The organism is Pseudoalteromonas sp. US3C1004, from assembly GCF_048401065.1.
Lineage (GTDB): Bacteria > Pseudomonadota > Gammaproteobacteria > Enterobacterales > Alteromonadaceae > Pseudoalteromonas > Pseudoalteromonas undina.
The window spans coordinates 1,940,376-1,959,217 of record NZ_CP183073.1 but is presented as its reverse complement, the minus strand read 5'-3'; the positions used below and the strand labels follow the sequence as shown (position 1 = coordinate 1,959,217).

The 18,842-nt window shown below is 38.1% G+C and carries 14 protein-coding genes and 2 pseudogenes; 5 read left to right on the top strand and 11 right to left on the bottom strand.

Features of this window, described 5'->3' with window-relative positions:
* The first annotated feature begins 183 nt into the window (after positions 1-183).
* Complete coding sequence (locus tag ACNSN3_RS09075; RefSeq protein WP_054201184.1) at positions 184-1,818, top strand: methyl-accepting chemotaxis protein; 1,635 nt, start codon at positions 184-186, stop codon at positions 1,816-1,818.
* Positions 1,819-1,932: 114 nt separating this feature from the next.
* On the opposite strand, the gene ACNSN3_RS09070 is transcribed toward ACNSN3_RS09075, so the two are convergent.
* Both ACNSN3_RS09070 and ACNSN3_RS09065 read right to left on the bottom strand, forming a co-directional pair.
* Entirely contained in the window at positions 1,933-3,843 is a 1,911-nt protein-coding gene (locus ACNSN3_RS09070; protein ID WP_418607105.1) for an aminotransferase class V-fold PLP-dependent enzyme, read from the bottom strand.
* Between the two features lie 84 nt (positions 3,844-3,927).
* Positions 3,928-4,146: pseudogene (locus ACNSN3_RS09065) on the bottom strand (endonuclease III); the annotation flags it as partial.
* Positions 4,147-4,604: 458 nt separating this feature from the next.
* On the opposite strand from ACNSN3_RS09065, the gene ACNSN3_RS09060 reads away from it, so the two are divergent.
* Positions 4,605-6,641, top strand: coding sequence for an ATP-dependent nuclease (locus ACNSN3_RS09060; RefSeq protein WP_418607103.1), 2,037 nt, complete (start codon positions 4,605-4,607; stop codon positions 6,639-6,641).
* Positions 6,638-8,320, top strand: coding sequence for a UvrD-helicase domain-containing protein (locus tag ACNSN3_RS09055; RefSeq protein WP_418607101.1), 1,683 nt, complete (start codon positions 6,638-6,640; stop codon positions 8,318-8,320). The genes ACNSN3_RS09060 and ACNSN3_RS09055 overlap by 4 nt, the downstream gene beginning before the upstream one ends.
* A gap of 268 nt (positions 8,321-8,588) precedes the next feature.
* Here ACNSN3_RS09055 and ACNSN3_RS09050 read toward each other — a convergent pair.
* Positions 8,589-8,828, bottom strand: a pseudogene (locus tag ACNSN3_RS09050) (endonuclease III); the annotation flags it as partial.
* Between the two features lie 185 nt (positions 8,829-9,013).
* Here ACNSN3_RS09050 and ACNSN3_RS09045 point away from each other — a divergent pair.
* Both ACNSN3_RS09045 and ACNSN3_RS09040 read left to right on the top strand, forming a co-directional pair.
* Positions 9,014-9,187, top strand: a complete 174-nt coding sequence (locus ACNSN3_RS09045) for a hypothetical protein (RefSeq protein ID WP_418607099.1) — start codon at positions 9,014-9,016, stop codon at positions 9,185-9,187.
* Positions 9,184-9,738 (top strand): GNAT family N-acetyltransferase, encoded by a 555-nt coding sequence (locus tag ACNSN3_RS09040; protein WP_418607097.1) that lies wholly within the window; start codon positions 9,184-9,186, stop codon positions 9,736-9,738. The genes ACNSN3_RS09045 and ACNSN3_RS09040 overlap by 4 nt, the downstream gene beginning before the upstream one ends.
* 110 nt (positions 9,739-9,848) lie before the next feature.
* On the opposite strand, the gene nth is transcribed toward ACNSN3_RS09040, so the two are convergent.
* The 8 genes from nth to ACNSN3_RS09000 form a co-directional block, all read right to left on the bottom strand.
* Entirely contained in the window at positions 9,849-10,481 is a 633-nt protein-coding gene (gene nth / locus ACNSN3_RS09035; RefSeq protein WP_054201180.1) for an endonuclease III, read from the bottom strand.
* A gap of 45 nt (positions 10,482-10,526) precedes the next feature.
* Positions 10,527-11,225 carry an electron transport complex subunit E gene (locus tag ACNSN3_RS09030; protein ID WP_010388435.1) on the bottom strand — a complete coding sequence of 233 codons (699 nt, stop codon included), beginning with the start codon at positions 11,223-11,225 and terminating at the stop codon, positions 10,527-10,529.
* Positions 11,222-11,860 carry an electron transport complex subunit RsxG gene (gene rsxG / locus ACNSN3_RS09025; protein WP_055013368.1) on the bottom strand — a complete coding sequence of 213 codons (639 nt, stop codon included), beginning with the start codon at positions 11,858-11,860 and terminating at the stop codon, positions 11,222-11,224. Before rsxG ends, ACNSN3_RS09030 begins: the two co-directional genes overlap by 4 nt.
* A complete protein-coding gene (gene rsxD / locus ACNSN3_RS09020) occupies positions 11,857-12,915 on the bottom strand; it encodes an electron transport complex subunit RsxD (RefSeq protein ID WP_008115238.1) in 1,059 nt (352 codons plus the stop codon). Before rsxD ends, rsxG begins: the two co-directional genes overlap by 4 nt.
* On the bottom strand, positions 12,912-15,419 hold the full coding sequence (gene rsxC, locus ACNSN3_RS09015; protein WP_418607093.1) for an electron transport complex subunit RsxC: 2,508 nt from the start codon (positions 15,417-15,419) through the stop codon (positions 12,912-12,914). Before rsxC ends, rsxD begins: the two co-directional genes overlap by 4 nt.
* Positions 15,420-15,427: 8 nt before the next feature.
* Positions 15,428-15,982 carry an electron transport complex subunit RsxB gene (gene rsxB, locus ACNSN3_RS09010; protein ID WP_008115242.1) on the bottom strand — a complete coding sequence of 185 codons (555 nt, stop codon included), beginning with the start codon at positions 15,980-15,982 and terminating at the stop codon, positions 15,428-15,430.
* Between the two features lies 1 nt (position 15,983).
* The gene (gene rsxA, locus ACNSN3_RS09005) at positions 15,984-16,565 is read right to left on the bottom strand and encodes an electron transport complex subunit RsxA (RefSeq protein ID WP_008115244.1); all 582 of its coding nucleotides are present in this window, start codon (positions 16,563-16,565) and stop codon (positions 15,984-15,986) included.
* 244 nt (positions 16,566-16,809) lie between these two features.
* Positions 16,810-18,753 carry a GGDEF domain-containing protein gene (locus ACNSN3_RS09000; protein ID WP_418607091.1) on the bottom strand — a complete coding sequence of 648 codons (1,944 nt, stop codon included), beginning with the start codon at positions 18,751-18,753 and terminating at the stop codon, positions 16,810-16,812.
* Between the last annotated feature and the right edge of the window lie 89 nt (positions 18,754-18,842).

Below are 18,842 nucleotides of genomic sequence, written 5' to 3'. Positions count from 1 at the left end.
AAGAGTTACCTTTACTAATAAAGTACGATACTTATTAGAAGTTTTCAATCTGAAATATATTAGCTAAACTCAATCAACCATATCCAACTCACGATAGGGTAATTTATTTTTAATAATGAATGAAATTACAATTCACGCACTCAGCTAGTGATAAAGGTAGCTATTAAAATAAAGAGAAATTATATGAACTTGAAAGATTTAAGTGTTGGAAAAAAAATATGGGGGAGCTTTTCTCTAGTATTTATCATATTTCTTGTATTAACATTAGTTATGAGCAAAAGCTTATCTGAGTTAGATGCTAATGTTGATACCATCACACAAAATAGCTTACCCTCTATTAGTGAGTTAAAAAACGTACAGGTTATCCTAACTGAAATTCGTAAAGATGAGTTTTCGTTGATCCCAAATGCTAAAGATCCCAACTTACCTATGTGGTTAGAAGACTTAGACCAAAAGCGCAGTTTATTGGAGGAAACTTTAAAGAAATACGAGGCGATACCTCTTTCTGATGAAGAAGAGCAAGCTTTGAAAAAATTTAAGTCTGCATGGCAGATATATCAAAATGAAACGCGTAAATACGCCCAGTTTTTATCTTCAGGACAGTTAGAGGAAGCAAATAACGTTGTACTAATGAGTCTTCAAGAATATAAAGATGCTATAGCGAGCTTAAATAAGGCTATTAAACTAAATGAATTGGTAGTAGAGGAAATCTCACTAACGGTTAAAAGTAATATGAATTCTACCCAATGGGCTTCACTCATTGGTGCGTTGATAGTAATAGTCTTTATTATTGTAGCTTCTTTATGGCTTGTGCAGTCAGTTCGTTCACCTGTCCAGCAGGCTCTCACATTTGCATCTGCGATTGCTAAAGGTAAGTTGAATACTGTTTTGGACGATGAAAGTCTAAGTAAAGACGAGCTTGGCAATTTATTAATGCAGATTAATTTAATGCAAAATAATTTAAATAACCTAGTTACTCAAGTGAATGATGCAACAATTCAGCTAGCATCAGCGGTAGAGGAGGTAAGTGCTATTTCTTCTCAAACCGCGTCAGGTATGCAAAATCAGCAGTCAGAGCTCCATTCTGTTGCATCCGCGATGACTCAAATGCAGGCAGCAGTATCCGAAGTTGCGCAAAATACAGAACAAGCGGCAGGCTCAGCTAACGATTCAGCAAATATGGCTAAGGAAGGCAGTTTTCTACTTAATCAAATGGTTAGTGAAATATCAAAAGTTTCGTCAACAATAGGTGAATCGGGTAGATTGGCTAGTGACTTAGAGTCAAGCTCAAATAATATTAATGTTGTTGTTGACGTAATCGGATCAATTGCAGAGCAAACCAATTTACTTGCACTTAATGCGGCAATTGAAGCTGCAAGAGCAGGAGAGCAGGGTAGAGGTTTTGCCGTAGTTGCTGATGAGGTTCGCTCTCTTGCAAAAAGAACACAAGACTCTACACGTGAAATTGTTGATATAGTTGAGTTATTGCAGAAAAACTCGAAAGCAATGGAGCAGTCAAGTAAGCAGTGTCATGAAGGTATTATTTCGTGTGTAGAACAAGCTAAAAACGCAGGACTAAAAATAGATGAAATAGAGCAATCTGTTATTAAAATTGCTGATATGAGCATGCAAATTGCTACTGCTTGTAGTGAACAAACTGCGGTATCTGAAGATTTAAATCGTAGTGTTGAGCAAATAAATAGTGAGTCTACAGAAATGACCGAAGGGACTTCCCAAACTGCTATTGCGTGTAGTGAAATAAGTAAACTTGCACATGACTTAAAAGAAAGCTTAAGTCGCTTTGAGTTGCGAAAATAACGAACACGCCAACAGAGAGAAAACGCGGTTGTCAGAAACCGCGTTTTTTAAAATACATAGGATCTGTGCTCATTCAATTTCTTCGACCCCAAACAACAGCTTTACCCATAAAATCTATTTTTTAACCTTGCCCTTAAGAACATAGATTTCGCCATCAAAACTACCTTGAATTGTTAATCCTTGTCCTGCAAGCTCCTTAAGATAGTCTACATGCTCTTGTGTAATATGTTGCCCCGGAACCAAAAGCGGAATGCCTGGCGGGTAGGGCGTAACTAAACCGGCGCAAATGCGGTTGTTACTTTTGCTAATAGGTACCGATTCGCGCTCGCCATAAAAAGCTTCGCTTGGAATACAGGCTAAGTCTATAGCTGGTAGGTTTTCCGGTAAGCGAGAACGTCGCGTCGATGTGGCTAGTTTTACCTTGCCACTATCGAGTTTTTTCAACGCATTGTATAAACGAATGATCTTCGAACGCGTGCCGCCAAGAGTCAGTAACACCAAAATGGTACTGTGGGTGTATTTTTCTATTTCTAGGCCAATTTCATCGAGAAGATATTTATGAATATCTTTTAATGAATAGGGTAATTCGCTAATGTCGATGAGAATTTTTAGCGGATCGTGACCCATGTTATCACCACTAAAGTGTGGAAATATTTCCATAAAATCTTGTTTACCAAGCACTTTAATTTGTTTGAGTGAAGCCATCTGTTGTTTAAATTCTTCCACATGGTTCAACAAAGCATTGAGTAACTTATAGCCTTCCATCTCCAATTGCTTTTGGCACACATCAAGCGACGCGATAAGCTGATATTTCGGCGATGTACTGGCATAAATACTGTAAATCTCGCGAAAGAAATCAGCATCGAAATCAGGATCGTTAACATGAATATAAGACGCCTGAGAAAACGCCGATACCACTTTATGCGCTGAATGAGTAATATAATCAGCGCCAGCATGAATGGCGGAATAGTAACGTAAGCTTGGATGAAACAGCGAGTAAGCAAACCACGCTTCGTCTATAAACACCTTAATATCATGCTGATGAGCAAATTCTACCACCTGTTTGAGGTCGCTTAGCAGACCATCGTAAGTACAACCGGTAAGAACCAGTAATTTTGCATCGGTATTTTGTTCTATTGCTTGTTTTATATCAGCCAATGACGGTGGCGCAAAAATCCCATATTTAGGATTTAAAATACTCGACAAATAAATGGGTAAACTGGCTGATTGCAAAATGCCATAGTGCACAGATTTATGGCAATTACGGTCAATAATCACTTTATCGCCCTTGCGAAGCAGTGTCTGCAAGATGATTTTATTTGAGGTAGATGACCCATTGGTAACGAAATAGGTATGCTTGACTTCAAACGTCGCCGCAGCTGACTCTTGGGCACGGCCAATGGTATTGGTGCTATCTGATAATGAGCCTAACGAATCGACTGACACCGACAAGTCACCCACGAAGACATTACGGCCATAAAACTGATAAAAATCTTTAATATAAGGAGAATTTCTAAAGCTAGAACCGCCACTATGTCCTGGAGTGTGCCATGAATCATTCGACTCGCCAACATACCGGCGATACGCCGTCCAAAATGGGGTTTCTGAGCGATCATCGAAATCGTTAATCATATAACCTAAAATTGCTTCAGGGTCTGAGATTACTTCATCTTTAAAGAAGAAAGACTCAATCTCCTCCGACTCATTAACGATTTCTAGCCCTTTTGTATCATCACCAATAACATAAACGGGTAACTCAAGGCGGATCCTCTTTAGTTGCTCGATAAAGCGGCTATACATTTTCTCGCCTACTTTATTTTGCACATCCCAACTAAGTACAACAGCTTGAATATCGCCATCTTCTTCAACACACTCAAGCGCTTCTTTAAGTTCAAGACGTTCGATAATATCAATATGAATATCGCTTCGCTCAAAATTAGCAATTGTTTTTGACAAATTCGTTGAAAGCTCTTTTAAGATGCTGGGGTCTTGCTCAATTAACAATATACGAAGTAAGGGTAACATAGAGGGTCCGCACTATAATTTTATTTATACTCAGTAGCATAACTAAAGGAATGATACTTGTGAAATTAATACTTTGAAAATGTTCTAATAATTGCTAATACAGCTACCGCATTTTGGTTTACGGGCTGTACAAACATAACGACCATGTAAAATAAGCCAGATGATGCACATCTACTTTAAACTCTTTATGTACAACTTTTTCAAGTTTCATTGAATCACAACAACACCTTTATCCATGGTAAGTTCGGTAAGGTTAAATAGACGGAAAATATGCGTATTTACGGTTTTAGTTAGCCAGCTAAAGAATAATTAAGGTAGAAATAAAATATGTCTAATTGCACAAGGCTGGTTTTTGTCAAATGCACACAGTCAGTAACGTGATGTATGAAGTCTAGATTTAGCTTTATGTCTCAATAAGAGCTTTATGCTGTAATTCGTAAGCATTAAGTTTACTCAGTGTTAAATTAAGTGACGTAAGTTGGGTTGAGTATATCGAAACCCAACGAAACAATACCCAACCAATTAGCAGCAATATTTAGCATTATTGGTTGTCTTAAATAAGCTCAGGTCAGTAATATGGTGTCTGAAGACAATATTTGATCCCTTTGACTTTTGCTGTTACTGATTTAAATAAGGTTTCCCTGATAAATTGAACTAAATATCGTTTCAATTATTTAGAGTATGATAGATTGAAATACCTTATTAAGAATACTTTTTAAGCTAGGGAAATGAATTTACCTACATTAGATTGAGAGTGAAAAATGCGTTTAAATAAAATTTATATTTCAGGCTTTAAGAGTATTTCAAATGAATCACCGCAAACGTTGATGTTGGATTCTTCGTTAACTACTCTCATTGGTCATAATGGCACGGGTAAGAGCACTGCATTAGAGGCTTTAAATAAATTATTTTCTACTGATTCTAACCTTAGAGGGCTATCTAAAAATGATTTTAATGTCCCCTCTGTTGAACAAGCTGACACCCCTAAACATTTGGTGATTGAGGCTTGGTTTGATTTTCCTAAGCTCAATAAAGACAATGCAGAAATACCTTATTTATTAAATCAGATGGTGGCTACTGATGATTCTGGAAGCCTATTATTTAGAGTTAGACTTGAAGGTTCACTAACTTTTGATTACAACCCTACAGGTGAAGTTGAAGAAGATATCTGGACAGTTAGCAGTACAAAAAAAATACTTGATGACGAAGATAAAAATCGCTTATCTGGAGCAATTAGAAGTGCGATACAAGTTAATTATATCCCTGCCAACAGAGATCCTTTAATTCAATTAAAATATTCTTCAAAAGCAATTCTTGGGCGTTTATTAAAAGCGATACGTTGGACAGGCGTTGAAAAAGAAAGCTTTGAAAAAAAAGCTTCTGATTTAAATACCGTTGCTAAAAAATCACCTGCTTTGAAACAACTATCAGAAGCAATTGATACAAGTTGGAAGTCGATATATAAGGGGCGGTATTTAAAAGATGCAGATTTGAATTTTCCTCTTAGCAATATTGATGAAGTGCTTAAGTTATTACAATTACATTTTAATTCAGATGAATCTGGAAACAAAATGGATACATCTCTTTTAAGTGATGGTCAAAAATCACTTGCATATTTTGCACTAACCAAAGCCTTATTCGACATAGATAAATCAATTCAATCAGCTTCAATATCTGGTAAAGAAACTCATTTTGATGCGGAAAAAATGAAATTACCTATTTTCAGTTTAATATCTCTTGAAGAACCTGAGAATCATCTATCACCTCATTATTTAGGACGCATTATAAAGTTAATTTTAGAATATACAGAAGATGGTAATTGTCAGGCAATAATATCAACACATTCGGCTTCAATAGTTGGTCGTATTGAACCATCACAGATAAGACATTTTAGTTTAAATTCGGAAACTAAAAGCACTGCAATAACTAAGTTAGAATTACCTAAGAAAGAAGATGAAAAATCAAAGTACATTAGTGAAGCTATAAAAGCATATCCAGAAATTTACTTTGCAAAATTAGTTATTTTAGGGGAAGGAGATAGTGAGCAAGTCGTTTTACCTAAAATACTTGAAGCTTTTTCAACAGAAATTGATACTCATTCGATTTCAATAGTTCCCCTAGGTGGAAGGCATGTAAATCACTTTTGGCGTTTGTTAGAGTCTATAAATATTCCATATATTACATTGTTGGATTTAGATTTAGACCGGAATGGCGGTGGATTTGGGCGATTAAATTATGCAATAAAACAATTATATACCCATAAAAATGTGACTTACTTCCATGAAAAAATTCTGCCACTTTTACCTGAATGGAATGATGCATCTCATCCTAAAGATTTTAGAATTGATTATATGGACGTTGGGCTAATAAATATTATGGATGAGTTAGAAAAAAATAATGTGTTTTTTTCGAGTCCATTAGATATTGATTATTCAATGATAATGTCATTCCCAGATATATTTTGTTCTAAGGATGTAGTGCATGGTGAAAGAGGACCGAAAGGGGAAGCTGAAAATGAAAGTGCGGCAGATAAAGCTTCAAGAGAAAAATCCTTAATCAATGCTGTTCTAAAAGAAAGCAATGAAGGAGCTACCCATTACTCTGATGACTATCTGAATAATTTTTTGTGGTATAAATATAGATTTTTAGGTACTAAGAGTAAACCTGCTTCACATGTTCGCCTATTTTCAAAATTGGAAGACACGTATACCCCTGAAAAAATAAAAGAAATGTTACCGAAAGAATTAAAAAGACTTGCGTTGAAAACACAAAAAATTCTTGAGGATACTATCGAATGATTGTAGATAACTGGCTTCCAACTGAGGGTATTGAAGCAACACAGCAGTTGATGAATATTATTAAATTTGATGAAAGCTCTTTGTCTATTTTAGCTGGTGCAGGCTCAGGAAAAACAGAATTGTTAGCTCAAAAATCTAACTACCTTTTGGAGACTAATAAATGTAATTGGCCTAAACGCATATTATGTTTATCTTTTAAAACTGAGGCACAGGTAAATATTGGGAAAAGGGTAAAAAAGCGTTGTGGCTCAAAAGCTGAGCGTTTCGATTCATTCACATTCCATGCCTTTAGTAAAAGTATTGTTGATCGGTTCAAGAATGTTTTGCCCGAAAATGAAAGACCTTCTGAACGTTATGACATAGTTATGAAAAATTATCAGTCCAATGGTAAAAATAAAATTTGGATTGGATCTTTAATTAAAATGGCTTTAAGAATCGTAACGCTTAATGCTGATGTTAAATCTCTTTTTAATTTATCCTACCCTTATGTTTTCATAGATGAATTTCAAGATACCAGTTACGAGCAGTACAATTTAATACGCTGTTTGTTCATGGGTACTGATACCAAATTACTTTGTGTAGGTGATTTAAATCAAAGCATTATGCTATTTGCAAATGCTAATCCAACAGTTTTTGATGAATTTCAAAATGATTTTTGCCATGCCAATATAAAGAGAATGTTGCTAACAAAAAATTATAGGGCAACTGAAGAAATTCAAGACGTACTTAACAAGTTTTTAGAGTATGTAGAAGATGAAAATAATGTTCTTCAGCCTTTAACTAAGCCTTTATCTAACTGCAAAATTAAATATTTCCCTGATGAATTCAAAGAGTCCTCTTTTCTTGTGGAATATATTGCATCGCTAGTTGAGTCGGGAGTTAAAGAAGAGGAAATATGTGTTTTGACAAAGCAGCATTCTTCCAAGTATACGGCTGTATTGAGATCTGGACTTTCTAATAAAAGCATTAGAAATCTAGATATGACAGATTTACAAGACACTTTGAAAGAACCATTAGGTAGACTGTTCACTTTTATACTTAAAATATACACGTTGAAAGATGCTCAAAATTGGAGTGAATTTTGTGAGTTTTGTTTATCGCTGAATAATATAAGTAATGATGAAGAGGTTGAGTTCATTAACAAGCTAAGTCATCATGTTCACATAAATCAAAAATTATTTATTGGTACAGATCCAGCTAATTCTTTACTGAACCTAATTAAAGCAACATTTGAGTTTATTGGAATAAACAAAATAAAAGCAAGATGGGCGCAGTACAAATCATTAGAGTATTTTGGGTTAATATGGAAGCATCTTGAGTTGCATTTAAGAGACACTATTAATGTTACTTCCTCCTTAGAAGAAGCATCATTAATGTTTAATGCAGAAAATTCAGTTCAATTAATGAATGTTCATAAGTGTAAAGGGCTTGAATATCAATGTGTTATATTTATGGGGATGGAAGATGAAGCATTTTGGAATCATACTGATAACAACTTTGAAAGTAAATGTTTGATGTTTGTAGCTCTTTCCAGAGCTAAAGAAAGTATTTTAGTTACATTAGCTGGCGACAGAGAGCATAGAGGAAATCAAGATCGGTACTCAAATTTCAATAAAGTGGATCTGTTGTTTCAAACTCTTACTGGAAAATGTGGATTTAATTATGAAATCTGTAGTTAACAAAAAGTGAATTATGAGTTCGTCTTGTTGCCTCTTATAGCAACAAGACTTACGTGCCTCCATAAATTGTCAAACTAGTTGTAGCGATCACTACGTTATGCACTTACCATTTTGACGATTTCACGTTCAGGGTTTATATACTTTTTCTGGTAAATTCCAATTGCGGATGTCACAACTCCAAAACTAAATAAAAATCAAAGGGGTCAAACCTTGACCCCAGACATCATAATCATTAATTGTCCGCAATTTTCTCAACGTAGACTAAAGATTACTCTACCTTATCTTTAAACTCACACAAGTCTTCAATAATACAGCTGCCGCACTTAGGTTTACGTGCTACGCAAGTATAACGCCCGTGAAGAATGAGCCAATGGTGTACGTCTACTTTAAATTCTTTGGGGATCACTTTTTCGAGTTTTTGCTCAACGGCTACCACGTCTTTACCCATAGCGAGTTTAGTACGGTTTGATACACGTCCTATATGCGTGTCCACTGCTATTGTTGGCCAACTTAAATATAAGGAAGGCAGATATAACTAGCTTTCAAAATGTTGGTAGTTGAAATCCTAAAAAGCAAAGACCATGTGTTTGCATTAGGCTTCATCGGAACTTTTAGTTACAAAGTTAATCTGGTAACTCATATTACCTTGTGTTGTAGTTGCTATTAACTACAACACAAGATAGAGAATTATGTGTGAAAGAAGATATTGATGAATTAAAAAGTGAACTCCAAGCAAAACTTTTATTCTGGAATAGCCTAAAAAGTAAAAAAATTAAAGTTACATTTATATTCATATTTTTCGGTTTGATTGGATTAAAGGTTTTTACCACTATGTTAACTGTTGATTGGCTTACAGGGTTAATATGACCATTACTTTTCGTCCACTTAACAAGCGTGATATTAATTATTCAAAAGTTATTGAACTTTTTTTTGATGCTTTTCCTAACGTTCAACGACTACCAGCATGGGTTGTTAAATATAGGATGAGGAATGGAAAAAATGGCTTTGATGTTATTTATGATCATAATAAATGGGTTGGTTTTCTCTATACTAAAGAATATAAAAAAATTGTCTGTGTAAAGTTTTTTGCGATATCTGAATCGCTCCGTTCAAGTGGTTACGGAAGCAAAGTAATGGATTCTATGAACGAGAAGTATTCGGACAAAAGAATTGTTCTAACTATTGAAGAGCTTGATGAAAAGAAAGAAAACTATCAACAAAGAGTCAAGCGCAAAGCGTTCTATGAAAAAAATGGGTTCAGTTCTACCGGTTTTATTATCAGAGAGCCAGCTGAGCGGCAAGAAGTGCTTATACGTGGGGGAACTATCTCTCAAGAAGAAATAGAAGCTATGTACAAGCATTTTTTAGGCAATTTATTGTTTTCTTTACTTAAAATCGAAGTATTAAAAATTGAATAGGAATACCGTCATTTGAATGTAATTAATTAGTCATTAGCAGTTAAATAATGCATACAAACAACGAAGATAAAAACTTAAAGTTTACTTATTGGCTCAAAAAAGAATAAACATTATTCAGTCTTATCTTTAAACTCACATAAATCTTCAATAATACAGCTGCCACATTTAGGTTTTCGGGCAACACAGGTATAGCGACCATGCAAAATGAGCCAGTGATGTACATCGACTTTGAATTCTTTGGGGATCACTTTTTCGAGTTTTTGTTCAACCGCTACAACGTCTTTACCCATGGCAAGCTTAGTGCGGTTTGAAACACGGAAAATATGCGTATCTACAGCGATTGTCGGCCAGCCGAAGGCCGTATTTAATACTACGTTAGCAGTTTTACGGCCAACGCCAGGGAGGGCTTCTAGGGCTTCACGATTTTCTGGCACTTCACCGTTATGCTGATCTACCAATATTTGGCACATTTTATATACATTGGCTGCTTTTGAATTAAATAAGCCGATGGTTTTTATGTAATCACGCAGTGTGTCGTGGCCAATATCTAAAATGGCTTGTGGTGTATTAGCAACCGGAAATAATTTACGAGTGGCTTTATTTACCCCAACATCGGTTGCTTGTGCTGAAAGCGTAACGGCAACTAATAACTCAAACGGGCTTGAATATTCAAGCTCCGTTTCAGGATGTGGATTGTCGTCGCGTAAGCGAGTAAGTATTTGGTGACGTTTTTCTTTATTCATGTAACTTAAAACGCATTAGCTTTATTAAGTTAATACGTTTTCCCCTTAAGTTAAGCTAGTTACACGCGCTCTAGGGCCTTTTTCAGCTTCTGGCGGTGCGACTTGTTTTGATTTTATTTGTGCATCAATTACGTTTTTAGCGGCGATCAGCAGCCCAAGCCCTAAGAATGCGCCCGGTGGTAAAATGGCCAATAAAAACTGGCTATCAAAGCTAAATACTTCAATGCGCAATATAGCAGCCCAAGGCCCGAGTAATAAATCGGCACCATCAAATAATGTGCCTTGTCCAACCAGCTCTCGCATAGCGCCAAGTACAACTAGTACTAACATAAAGCCTAAGCCCATCATTAAGCCATCAAAGGCAGATAAGTGCACTGGATTTTTTGAGGCAAATGCTTCAGCACGGCCAATAATGGCGCAGTTGGTTACAATTAACGGAATGAAAATCCCTAAAGATTGGTAAAGGCCAAAAGTGTAAGCGTTCATTAACAGCTGTACTATTGTTACAAAACCGGCAATGATCATCACAAACACAGGTATTCTAATATCTTTAGGTACCCAGTTACGCACTATTGATACGGTAATATTAGAGCCCACTAATACCAATAAGGTTGCTAAGCCTAAACCTAGCGCATTAGTAATTGTAGAGGTAACAGCGAGTAAAGGGCATAAACCTAATAACTGTACCAAGGCAGGGTTATTTCCCCATAAGCCTTCTTTGTAAAGGGTTTTTAATTCGCTCATGGCGTTACCTCTGGGCATGCGTTTGCTGCTGTGAACAGAGCATCAAAGTTATCTTGTGCATAAAGTACCGCGTTTTTGACTGAGCCTACAACGGCACGAGGTGTAATTGTAGCGCCAGTAAACTGATCAAACTGGCCGCCGTCTTTTTTAACGGCCCAACGATCGTCACTTTCGCTTTGTACTGTTTTTGCATTAAATGTGGTGATCCAGTCTGATTTTTTTATTTCAACTTTATCACCTAAACCTGGTGTTTCTTCATGTTTGGTTACCCTTACACCCGCAATGGTACCATCGCGATATACTGCACTGAGTAAGTTTATATCACCACTGTAGCCGCTAGGGGTGACATGACGAATGACTAATGCCACAGGTTCGTTATCTTTTCGGGCACGATAAATAACTTGGTTGTCGTATGGCCCTAGTAATGGATCAGATATAATTACACAATCTTGCGATAGCTCATTGCTGTATTTGGAATGCGGCAATACTTCTTGAAGCTGATTAGTTAATTGTAATTGCTCTTGCTCTGCAATTTTATCAGCGGTAAGTGTATTAATTGTGGCAACGAGTCCCGTTGTTAGTAACGCAAACCCACACAATATTGCGCCATTTTTTACCATTGAAGAAATAATCATTTTACTGCTCCATGGCCATAGGTTCTTGGTTGTGTATAGTAATCGATAAGCGGTACCGCTATGTTTATTAACAACACCCCAAATGCAACTGCATCAGGAAAACCACCAAAGGTGCGAATTAAATACACGATTAAACCAATTGCTGCACCATAAATAAGGCGACCTCGATTGGTGGTTGCAGCTGATACAGGATCGGTGGCGATAAAAAAGGCCCCCAGCATAGTCGCACCACTAAACAAGTGAAACACTACACCCGGCTCTGTACCTGGCGAGGCAATATAACCAATTGCTGCGCATAAGCTTAAGCTTGCAATAAAACTCACTGGTATATGCCAGTTAATTACTTTTGTTTTTAACAGGTAAAGGCCGCCGAGTAAGAAGGCTAAGTTAACCCATCCCCAACCTAGGCCAGTCCACTCATTAAATACGCTCTTTTGCATGCTCTCTGTCACCGTTAGGCCGTGAGCAATATCTGTTTTTAAGGTATCAAGTGGGGTAGCCATTGTGCTGCCGTCTATTCCTACTCGGAGCTGATCTAAGCTGTATCCTAACGTGGTAAAGTCGCTAAAGATTAAGCTTAACTGCTGGCTAAAAGTAATACCCGTATTAAGTAATTCTGTAACGGGTAACCAAGCAGTCATTTGCACAGGGAACGACACTAATAAAAGCACATACGCTGCCATTGCAGGGTTAAATAAATTAAACCCTAAACCACCATATAGCTGTTTAACAATAACTATGGCAAACAAACACCCTATAACAATAATCCACCAAGGCGCTAAAGGCGGAATACTTATTGCCAATAACACACCGGTAAGCCATGCACTGCCATCGCTTAATGCAGGCCAAATAGGGCGCTTACGCATTAACATCACGGCTGCTTCAAACGCGCTTACACACACTAACGCTAATAATAATTGGATAAGGACACCGGTGCCAAAAAATACAACTTGCGCAATAACACCAGGAATACAAGCCGCAATCACAGTTAACATTAACCGTGTCACAGATTTGTGACTATGATTGTGGGGTGAACTGGCCATGGTTAGTTTCATGACTGATCATTTCCTTCTTTTTGTTGCTTTTTAGCTTTAGCGCGAGCAATAGCGGCGGCTACGGCGGCTTTATTTTTTTCTTGAGCTGTTTGCTGTGAACCTTGTGAAGGTTCATCGTTGCTTTGTGGCTCAGTGTTTTCACTTTGTTTTGCTAATTCATCAGCTTGCGCTGCTTTTTTAGCTTTAGCGCGGGCAATAGCGGCTGCCACGGCAGCTTTTTTATCATCGGCGGCGACAGGCGATTCACTTATTGCGTCATCGCTTTGTGTTTGCTCAGCAGCTTGCGCTGCTTTTTTGGCTTTAGCGCGGGCAATAGCGGCAGCGACGGCGGCTTTTTTATCATCGGCAGCAGCTGGAGATTCACTTGCTATGTCATCGTTTGGTGTTTGCTCAGCAGCTTGCGCTGCCTTTTTAGCTTTAGCACGGGCGATGGCTGCAGCGACGGCAGCTTTTTTATCATCGGCAGCAGCTGGAGATTCACTTGCAGTGTCATCGCTTGCTGTTTGCTCATTAGCTTGTGCTGCCTTTTTGGCTTTAGCGCGGGCAATAGCGGCAGCGACGGCAGCTTTTTTATCATCGGCAGCAACTGGAGATTCACTTGCAGTGTCATCGCTTGCTGTTTCCTCATTAGCTTGTGCTGCTTTTTTGGCTTTAGCACGGGCAATGGCTGCAGCGACGGCGGCTTTTTTATCATCTGCAGCAGCTGGAGATTCACTTGTTGTGTCATCAGTTGCTGTTTGCTCATTAGCTTGTGCTGCCTTTTTGGCTTTAGCGCGGGCAATAGCGGCTGCAACTGCTGACTTTTTGTCATCTACAGCTTCGTCATCACCATTATTTTGTGCTTTTTGCTCTTTATAAAGGCGAGCTTGCTCTTTACGGGCAGCGCGTTCTTTTGCAACTTCACTGTTATCTGGCTCAAGTTCGCCACCTTGCTTTTTAGCTTTAGCACGCGCAATTGCCGCTGCTACAGCTGATTTATTGTCACCATCGCTGGTTTTATCTTTAACGCGGGCAAGGGCATCGGCTACTTTTTGCTGTTCTTCGGTTGATTTAGCTGCTGGCTTACGTTTGTGACGATTTTTTCGCTCAGCTTGTTCTTGCTCTAAACGCGCTTTACGTGCATCAAATCGTTCTTTAGCGCGATCAGATTTTATCTTCTCGGCAATTTGCTCTTTAATCTCAACTTTTGCAACGCGGTAGTACTGAACGAGTGGTATTTCACTTGGGCAAACATAGGCACACGCGCCACATTCAATACAATCAAATAAGTTATGTTCTTGGAGTTTGTCGTATTCTTTTGATTTAGCAAACCACTGTAACTGCTGTGGTAACAATGAAGCAGGGCACGCATCTGCACAGGCACTACAGCGAATACAGGCTTTTTCTGGGCCAGGCTCTGCTAATTCTTTATGATCTGGAGCAAGTATGCAGTTTGTTGTTTTAACAACGCCAATACGAACCGTAGGTAAGGTAAAGCCCATCATAGGACCGCCCATGACCACACGTTGTTGTGGCACAGGTGAAAACCCTTGGCAATCCAGTAAGTGTTTTATCTCAGTACCTAATAGCGCCCATACATTACCGGGCTTATGTATGGTATTGCCGGTAACGGTAACTACACGTTCAATTAACGGTTTGCCTTCGTATACAGCTTGCTGTATAGCAAATAAAGTGCCGGTGTTATGCACTAAAATACCGATATCAGCAGGAATGCCACCATTAGGAACTTCACGATTAGTGAGTAGCTTTATCAGCTGTTTTTCACCGCCAGAAGGGTAAACCGTGGGCACGGTTTGTATTAAAATATGCTCGTTATGCTTCGCCGCTTCAGTCATGGCTGTGATAGCCTCGGGCTTATTGTCTTCAATACCAATAATACACAGGGTAGGGTTGAGCAGCTGTTGCATGAGCTCAATACCTTTGACTATTTCAGCGGCATGTTCACGCATTAAGGTATCGTCAGCCGTAATATAAGGTTCACACTCAACCGCGTTCACGATTAAAAACTCAATCGGCTGCTTAATATCTGCTTTAACGTAGGTTGGAAAACCTGCGCCTCCCATACCAGAAATCCCCGCGTTATGAATAACATCAACGAGTTCATCGTGTGATGCATTGGCTGGGTTTGCTAAAGGCGATAGTTCACACCAGGTATCTTTGCCATCGGGTTCAATAATAATGCTTAATTCAGGCAAAGCAGAAGGGTGTGCTGATGGCATAGGCGTAATATCAATAATAGTGCCTGATGTAGGTGCATGCACAGGTACCGACCAGTTAGCAGAAGGCTTAGTTAATGGTTGACCTTTTAATACGTGCTGGCTTTTTTCTACAATTAACTTGCCGCTAGCGCCAATATGCTGCTTTAAAGGCAGAACGAGTTTTTCAGGCAAAGGAAGGCGCGCAATAGGCGTATTATTAGATAATGACTTTTGCTGCGGAGGATGTACGCCGCCAGGAAATGCCCAAACGGTGCCTTTTTTTATTTGTTCAAGTAACTTTTCCACTCAAACCTCTAATCTATTTGGGTAACAGGAATAGCGTCTAGTTGCCATTTCCAAGTTTGTTTTGTTGGTGCAACGGGTAGCATGTCAATACAATCGACCGGACAAGGTTCAACGCACAAGTCACAGCCTGTACATTCGTCAATTAGAACGGTGTGCATTTGTCGGGTTGCACCAACAATGGCATCAACAGGGCAGGCTTGAATACATTTGGTACAACCAATACATTCATCTTCGCGAATGTAGGCCACCGTTTTAACTGGCTCGGCTTGTTCGCCGCCGGCTAGAGGTTTAGCCTCAACACCCATCAAATCAGCCAACTTTTTAACTGTCGCATCACCACCGGGTGGGCACTTGTTTATTTCATCGCCATTGGCAATGGCTTCTGCATAAGGGCGACAACCAGGATAACCACATTGACCACATTGTGTTTGTGGCAAAATGGTATCGATTTGCTCCACTACAGGATTACCCTCAACTCGAAAACGTACGGCTGCAAATCCTAAAATTAATCCGAAAATTAACGCCAGTAAACCCAGCGCTATTAAAGCGTACAACAAGGTCATATTAAAACTTCACTAATCCAGTAAAACCCATAAAGGCCATTGACATTAAACCTGCCGTTATCATTGCGATTGAAGCACCTTTAAATGGAGTGGGAACATCTGCTGCGGCTAGGCGTTCGCGTAATGCCGCAAATAAAACTAAAACTAATGAAAAACCCACTGCGGCACCAAACCCATAGACGGCAGATTGTAAAAAGGTGTGATCTTCTTTGATATTTAATAAAGCAACACCGAGTACTGCACAGTTAGTCGTTATTAAAGGTAAAAATATTCCCAATAAACGATATAGCGTTGGACTGGTTTTTCTAACAACCATTTCAGTAAATTGAACAACCACTGCAATAACTAAAATAAAGCTCATTGTTTTCAGGTAGGTGATATCTAGTGGTAATAAAATATACTCGTTTACTAAATAACTGGTCACAGAGGCAAGCGTTAGCACAAAGGTAGTTGCTAAAGACATACCTATGGCTGTATCAAGTTTTCCTGATACACCCATAAACGGGCAAAGGCCTAAAAATTGTACTAATACAAAGTTGTTAACTAACACTGTTCCAATTAATAACAAGACGTATTCTGTCATGTGTGCCTCACGCTAATAAAATCCCGTGTATTATCCTTTTTTCTACTGCGATTAACAACACGTTGAGTGATTATCAGTTAAATAAACAACGTTAAATAATGGGCTAATTGTAAAGGGTTAAATTTAAGGGAGTTTGCAATTAAAAAACTGTCAGCATTTTAACGGCTGAACAGTCATAAAAGCACACTTTAAAAAGTAAAAAAGAGCATAAATGCTCTTTTTTATTATTAAATAGGGTAATTAGTTAGATGTCTTTAGGCTTTTCAATATAGTAACCTTGGACACCATCAAGGCATAGGGTTTCTACAATGTGCTTTTCTTCTTGGCTTTCAACGCCCTCTGCAAAAACACTAACGCCAATTCTATGAGCAAGGTCGACCATTAAACGCATAAAGTATTGATTGTTTTTATCGTCCTCTAAACCTCGGGTATAGCTTGCATCCATTTTAATAAAGTCTGGTTTTAAATCTCTGAAAAATTTAAATGAGGTGAGTCCGACACCAAAGCGTTCTACAGTTATTCTGGCACCAACGCGATGCACCATATCAATAAAGCGTTTGCTTGCTTTAATGTTTTGTTGAAGACCAAATTCACTCACTTCAAAAATTAACTTAGAAGCAATATGCGTATCTTTAAGTAAACGGCGCTCTAACCAAATCATAAACTGGTCGCTATGCGCGCTTGAAGGGGTAATATTTAAGCCAAAATACTTTTCAGATAAATTACTCGATTTTATTCTTTCTAAAGATGAGTCTATTATCAGCTTGTCAATTTCAATAGCCATATCGAGCTTTTCAGCCATTGCTAAAAATGAAGCAGTAGGCAAAGCTTGGTTTTCTTCTGTTTTGAAGCGGGCCTGAATTTCAGCATAGGCTTTAATGCTTTTGCCCAAAGGCATAATATTTTGAATCACCAAATGGACGCTTTTAGACTCAATTACTTCGTTGATCACTTTACGCCAGTTTTGGTTACCAAATCCTGCGCTCACGTTATTAACTAGATCAGTATCGCGCTGTACATGCCATGCATTAGCTTGTTTAGACTGAGCCATGCTCATTGCATTATCAACAATAGAGAGCAACTCACCTAAAGGCTTTGATTTTTCGTAACCAACAATACCTGTGTTTGCAACCGAGCTAAGCTCTTGGTTTTGCATATATTGAGTAAAGCGAGATTGTAAGTTCTCACCAAACTTTTCAGCTTCTTTCAACGGGGTATTTGGTAAAATTGTTATAAAATCAGAGCTGTTAACTCTAAAAACTTGGCTGCCGGAATAGGTGCCACTGATACTTACAATAATATCTGCAACGGCTTTAATGTATTCATCACCTTTTTGATAACCGCGGCTTTGATTTATAGACTGCAACTCGCTACAGCGAACGAGTGCTAAAGAGCCAAATGTACTTACTTCGGTGTTTTCAATATTCTTTTCGTAGTAATCAACAAACATATTGCGATTACCTAACTCAGTCACACCGTCTTTGTAGGCCTCACGTTTTATTGTGTGTGCAGCATTTTTTATATTGTCATTCTTACTTTTTAAAAAGTGCGATAAACGATTAAAGCTAGGAATTAAACTTTTCCCTAACTTAGCTAACTCTGGCGAATCAATTTTAGTCGCAAAATCATCGCCTAGTTGATTTTGGTTTATATAAATATCAATGACATCAGCAACGTCCGTACATATATTGTCATTAATGTGCTTAACAATGGTTTTCATCAATGCAATAGGTATTAGAGCGAGTAGGGTGCTAATAATTAAAATTATAAAAAAAGCAGTTTGAAACTGCTCACTCAAGTGAGTGATATTAATTTTAAATTCAACTTTTATATCGGCGTTATCATTAGTGGCATACTGAGGGCGCACTGAGTTGTTGCTTGACTGAATAAGTTCGGCAATAACAGGCAATTGCGGTGCGTTGTTAACTGAAAATACTTCAGCACCTTGATAATCACGTAAGGTAAAGTGTGAAAAGGTTTCACTGCTTGCAAGTGTGTTTTTTAAGTTATCAGCAGAGAGGTCAGTTGCAGATAGGTTTTTAATATATTGCTCGACTGTCGCTTGCGCATTTTTTTGAGCTTTACCGATGGCACTATCAAAATTTTGGCTAATAAAATAACAGCCAGCGGTCACAAGAATCAACCAAGCCATCAGTTGTATAAAAATAAGTTTTTTAAAAGCTGCCATTGTTTAATCTTTATATGTCAAAGGGGAGGACACAACCTCATGATTATTAAAATAATTATAGCTTGATAGAGAAAGTTATCAAATAGTTA

Bases quoted from the DNA above. Each gene is read 5' to 3' on its own strand.
- nth (WP_054201180.1), bottom strand. From the start codon at position 10,481: ATGAATAAAGAAAAACGTCACCAAATACTTACTCGCTTACGCGACGAC.
- rsxG (WP_055013368.1), bottom strand. From the start codon at position 11,860: ATGATTATTTCTTCAATGGTAAAAAATGGCGCAATATTGTGTGGGTTT.
- ACNSN3_RS09070 (WP_418607105.1), bottom strand. From the start codon at position 3,843: ATGTTACCCTTACTTCGTATATTGTTAATTGAGCAAGACCCCAGCATC.
- ACNSN3_RS09055 (WP_418607101.1), top strand. From the start codon at position 6,638: ATGATTGTAGATAACTGGCTTCCAACTGAGGGTATTGAAGCAACACAG.
- rsxB (WP_008115242.1), bottom strand. From the start codon at position 15,982: ATGACCTTGTTGTACGCTTTAATAGCGCTGGGTTTACTGGCGTTAATT.
- rsxA (WP_008115244.1), bottom strand. From the start codon at position 16,565: ATGACAGAATACGTCTTGTTATTAATTGGAACAGTGTTAGTTAACAAC.
- ACNSN3_RS09000 (WP_418607091.1), bottom strand. From the start codon at position 18,753: ATGGCAGCTTTTAAAAAACTTATTTTTATACAACTGATGGCTTGGTTG.
- ACNSN3_RS09030 (WP_010388435.1), bottom strand. From the start codon at position 11,225: ATGAGCGAATTAAAAACCCTTTACAAAGAAGGCTTATGGGGAAATAAC.
- ACNSN3_RS09060 (WP_418607103.1), top strand. From the start codon at position 4,605: ATGCGTTTAAATAAAATTTATATTTCAGGCTTTAAGAGTATTTCAAAT.
- ACNSN3_RS09040 (WP_418607097.1), top strand. From the start codon at position 9,184: ATGACCATTACTTTTCGTCCACTTAACAAGCGTGATATTAATTATTCA.
- rsxD (WP_008115238.1), bottom strand. From the start codon at position 12,915: ATGAAACTAACCATGGCCAGTTCACCCCACAATCATAGTCACAAATCT.
- ACNSN3_RS09075 (WP_054201184.1), top strand. From the start codon at position 184: ATGAACTTGAAAGATTTAAGTGTTGGAAAAAAAATATGGGGGAGCTTT.